The organism is Kitasatospora sp. NPDC057198, from assembly GCF_042670125.1.
In the GTDB taxonomy this organism is placed as follows: Bacteria; Actinomycetota; Actinomycetes; order Streptomycetales; family Streptomycetaceae; genus Kitasatospora.
Window position 1 is genome coordinate 1 of sequence record NZ_JBHUWH010000540.1, and the last position, 4,981, is coordinate 4,981.

Sequence of the window (4,981 nt, forward strand, 5' to 3'; positions counted from 1 at the left end):
GCTGAGCAGGACGGCGCCGCCGGCCCGGCCGGTGGCGACCATGTGCTTGGCGACGACGCCGCCGAGGGTGCCGGTGCCGCCGGTGACCAGGACGCTGCGCGGGCTGCCCGCGGCGGGGTCGCCGGCGGGGTCGCCGGTGGGGCGGGTGAGGCGGCGGCCGTGGCCCTTGCGGTCGCGGACGGCGATCTCGGGTTCGCCGCTGCCGAGTGCGGCGGGCAGGGCGGCGGTGTCGCCGTCGCCGCCGTCGGCGGGGAGGTCGGCGAGGACGAACCGGCCGGGGTTCTCCAGCTGGGCGGAGCGCAGCAGGCCCCAGACGGCGCCGGAGGCGGGGTCGGCGGGGCGGTCGGCGGGGTGGGCGGAGACGGCGCCGCGGGTGACCACGGTCAGTTCGAGCGGTTCGAACTCCGGTGCGGCCAGCCACTGCTGGGCGAGTTCGAGGGCTTCGCCGGCCACCCGGGGGGCGGCGGCGGTGACGTCCTCGGCGTCCTGGCCGCCCAGGCAGGCGAGGACGGTGCGCGGGGCGCTGCCCGCGCGGACGTCGGCGGCGAGTTCGGCGAGGCCGGGGTACGCCTCGACCCGGACGCCGGCGGCGGCGAGCTGCCCGGTGAGGTCGAAGCGGTCCTCGCCGACCAGGGCCCACGGCCCCGCGGGGAGGGCGGCGGGGGCGAGCGGGGACCACTCGACGGTGAAGAACGCGTCGCGGATCCACTCGTCGCCGGAGGACCGGAACTGTTCGGGCGAGACCGGGCGGGTGATCAGCGACTCGACGGTGACGACGGGTGTGCCGGCGGCGTCGGCGGCGGTCAGGGTCAGGCTGCCCTGGGGGTCGCGGCGCAGTTTGGCGCGCAGCACGGGCGCGCCGGCGGCGTGCAGTTCGACGCCGGTCCAGGCGAACGGCATCCGGATCTGGCCCTGCGGGTCCTCGCCGGCGTCCTGCGCCTCGGCGGCCTCGGCGACGACGCCGGCCAGCAGGGCGGCGTCCAGCAGCACGGGGTGCAGGCCGTAGGCGGTGGCGTCGCCGGCCTCCTCGGGGAGGGCGACCTCGGCGAAGACGTCCTCGCCGCGGCGCCAGACGGCGCGCAGGCCCTGGAAGGCGGGGCCGTAGATGTCGGCGAGGTGGACGGTGTACAGGTCGGCGATGTCGAGTTGTTCGGCGTCGCGCGGCGGCCACAACACCAGGTCGGCGTCGGGGCGGGCGCCGGTGCGGGCGGGGGCGACGACGGCGGCGGCGTGCTTCGTCCAGACCGGGTCCTCCTCGGGCCGGTCGGGGCGGGAGTAGACGTCGACCTGGCGGCGGCCGTCCGGGTCGGCGCCCGCGACCACCACCTGGATCTGGACGCCGCTGCCGTCGGCGGCGAGCACCAGCGGGGCCTGCAGGGTCATCTCCTCGAGCAGGCCGCAGTCGACCTGGTGGCCCGCGCTGAGCACCATCTCGACGAAGCCGGTGCCGGGCAGCAGCACGGTGCCGCCGATGGCGTGGTCGGCGAGCCAGGCGTGGGTGCGCAGCGACAGCCGTCCGGTGCACACCAGTTCGGCGTCGCCGGCGAGTTCGACGACGGCGCGCAGCAGCGGGTGGCCGGCGGCGGCGAGGCCGAGCGAGGCGGGGTCGCCGTCGCCGGGCTTGGCGGCGCCGGGCAGCGCCAGCATGCCCTTGGGCCAGTAGCGCTGGTGGCGGAAGGCGTAGGTGGGCAGGTCGACCCGGTCGGCGGCGGGCAGCACGGCGGCCCAGTCGACGGGGGCGCCGGCGGTGAACGCCTCGGCGAGCGAGGTGAGCATCCGGGCGGTGCCGCCGTCGTCGCGGCGCAGGGTGCCGCAGACGGCGGCGGCCTCGTCGAGGGTGTCGGTCATCGGGGCGAGCAGCACGGGGTGCGGGGAGACCTCGACGAACAGCCGGTGCTCCTGCTCGACCAGGGTGCGCACGGCGCGTTCGAAGTGGACGGTGGCGCGCAGGCTGGTGTACCAGTACCCGGCGTCGAGCTCCTCGCCGGTCAGGGTCTCGCCGGTGACGGCGGAGACCATCGGCATCCGTCCGGCGCGCGGGGCGAGGTCGGCCAGCAGCGAGGTGATCTCCCGCTCCAGGCTCTCGACCTGGGCGCAGTGCGAGGCGTAGTCGACGGCGACGACCTTGGCGCGCACGCCCTGCGCGTCGAGTTCGTCCTTGAGCGCGTGCAGGGCCCCGACCTCGCCGGAGACGACGGTCGCGGAGGGGCCGTTGACGCAGGCGAGGGAGAGCCGGCCGTCCAGGGCGGCGAGCCGTTCGGCGACCCTGGCGGCGGGTTCGGTGACGGACAGCATGCCGCCGGTGCCGGTGATGGCGCGCAGGGCGCGCGAGCGCAGGGCGACGACCTTGGCGCCGTCCTCGAGCGTCAGCATGCCGGCGACGGTGGCGGCGGCGATCTCGCCCTGCGAGTGGCCGACGACGGCGTCCGGGGTGACGCCCGCGGCCTCCCAGACGGCGGCGAGCGAGACCATGACGGCCCACAGCGCGGGCTGGACGACGTCGGCGGCCTCCAGGGCGGGCGCGCCGTCGGCGCCGGCCAGCACCTCGTCCAGGGACCAGTCGACGTAGGGGGCGAGGGCGGCCGCGCACTCGGCCAGCCGGGCGGCGAACACCTCGCTGCTCGCGGCGAGTTCGCCGGCCATGCCGAGCCACTGCGAGCCCTGGCCGGGGAAGACGAAGGCGGTGCGGGCGGTGGTGTGGGCGGTGCCGGTGACCACGTCGGGGGTCTGCTGTCCGGCGGCGAGCCGGGCGAGCGCGCCCATCAGGGCGGGGCGGTCGGGGCCGAGCACGACGGCCCGGTGCTCGAAGGTGGCGCGGCTGGTGACCAGCGACCTGGCGACCGCGGCGGGGTCGGCGGCGGGGCGGGCGGCGAGCCAGTCGCGCAGCCGGTCGGCCTGGGCGGCCAGGCCGTCGGCGGAGCGGCCGGAGACCACCCAGGCGGCGGCGTCGGCGAGCACCGGCGGCACGCTCCCGGTGGCGTCCTCGGCGGTGCCGGCGGTGTCGGCGGTGTCGGCCCCGGGGGCCCCGGTGGCGTCCTCGGCGGGTTCGGCGTCCTCGGCGGGGGCCTCCTCGACGATGACGTGGGCGTTGGTGCCGCTGACGCCGAACGAGGAGACGCCGCCGCGGCGGATCCGCTCGCCGGCCGGCCACTCCCGGCCCTCGCTGAGCAGGCGCACGTCGCCCGCGGTCCAGTCGATGTGCGGGGAGGGGGTTGCGGCGTGCAGGGTGCGCGGCATCCGCCCGTTCTGCAGGGCCAGCACCATCTTGATGACGCCCGCGACGCCGGCCGCGGCCTGGGTGTGGCCGATGTTGGACTTCACCGAACCGAGGAAGACCGGCTGCTCCCCGGTGCGGCCCTGGCCGTAGGTGGCGATCACGGCCTGGGCCTCGATCGGGTCGCCCAGGGTGGTGCCGGTGCCGTGCGCCTCGACCACGTCGACGTCGGCGGCGGACAGCCGGGCGTTGGCCAGGGCGGCCCGGATGACGCGCTGCTGGGACGGGCCGTTGGGGGCGGCCAGCCCGTTGGAGGCGCCGTCCTGGTTGATCGCCGAGCCGCGGATCACCGCGAGCACGGGGTGCCCGTTGCGGCGGGCGTCGGAGAGCCGCTCCAGGACGACCATGCCGGCGCCCTCGGCGATGCCCATGCCGTCGGCCTCGGCCGAGAACGCCTTGCAGCGGCCGTCGTGGGCGAGGCCGAGCTGCTTGGAGAACTGGGTGAACATGATCGGGATGGCGGTGACGGTGACGCCGCCGGCCAGCGCCAGCGAGCACTCGCCGGAGCGGACGGCCTGCGCCGCCAGGTGCAGGGCCACCAGCGAGGACGAGCAGGCGGTGTCCACGGTGACGGCCGGGCCCTCCAGGCCCAGCGAGTACGAGACCCGGCCGGAGATGACGCTGGTGGACGTCCCGGTCATCAGGTGGACGTCGAGGTCCTCGTCGGTGCCGAAGCCGTAGCCGGACAGCGCGGCGCCCGCGAACACGCCGGTGGCCGAGCCGCGCAGCGAGGTCGGGTCGATGCCCGCGCGCTCCAGCGCCTCCCAGCAGACCTCCAGCAGGACGCGCTGCTGCGGGTCCATGGCGACGGCCTCGCGCGGGCTGACGCCGAAGAACCCGGCGTCGAAGCCGCTGGCGTCGGCGATGAACCCGGCCTCCCGGACCTGGGATATCCCGTCCGGGTCGTCGGCGTACAGCTGCTCGATGTCCCAGCCGCGGTCGGTGGGGATGCCCGCGACGCCGTCGCGCCCGTTCGCCAGCAGGTCCCAGAAGTCCTCGGGGGCCTGGATCCCGCCGGGGTAGCGGCAGCCGATGCCGACGATCGCAATCGGCTCGTGGCCGCGCTCCTCCACCTCGCGCAGGCGCCGGCGCGTGTTGTAGAGGTCGGTCGTCACCCATTTGAGGTAGTCGCGGAGCGTCTCTTCGTTCGCCATCGGATCTCACCAATCCAGTTCGTGAAATGCATGCCTGCTATCCGCAGGAACGGACCCTGAATTACCTGCCGAGTTCCTTGTGGATGAACTCGAATATCTCGTCGTCCGATGCGGACCCGATCTTCTCCGCGACCGCCCGGGTCTCCGTCCGGGAGCCCGCCTCCGACCACTGGGCGAGCAGCCCCTGCAGGCGGTCGGTGATCAACTGGTGCGTCTTCTCGTCCGGTGCCGTGCCGGACAGCAGCGACCCGAGCCGGTCGACCTCCTCGACCAGCGGGAGGGGCCCGGTGCCGTCCTGGAACTCCCGCTCCCACAGGTACTCGGCCAGCACCACCGGGGTGGGGCAGTCGAACAGCAGGGTGGCGGGGAGGGTCAGGCCGGTGGCCCGGCTCAGCCGGTTGCGCAGCTCGACCGAGGTCAGCGAGTCGAAGCCGAGGTCGCTGAACGCCCGGGTGGCCTCGACGGCGTCGGCCGTGGCGTAGTCGAGCACCGCGGCCGCCTGCGCCTGGACGGTCTTGACCAGCGCGCGCTGCTGCTCGGCCCGGGACAGGCC

Annotated in this window: 2 protein-coding genes; both read right to left on the reverse strand. The window is 75.8% G+C overall.

What is annotated here, in order from left to right; all coding sequences use genetic code 11:
* On the reverse strand, positions 1-4,428 hold a 4,428-nt coding region (locus ACFUEL_RS35010), incomplete at its 3' end, for a type I polyketide synthase (RefSeq protein ID WP_380241498.1).
* A 61-nt stretch (positions 4,429-4,489) separates the two neighbouring features.
* Positions 4,490-4,981, reverse strand: a 492-nt coding sequence (locus ACFUEL_RS35015) for a phosphopantetheine-binding protein (RefSeq protein WP_380241500.1), incomplete at its 5' end; no start/stop codon positions are given.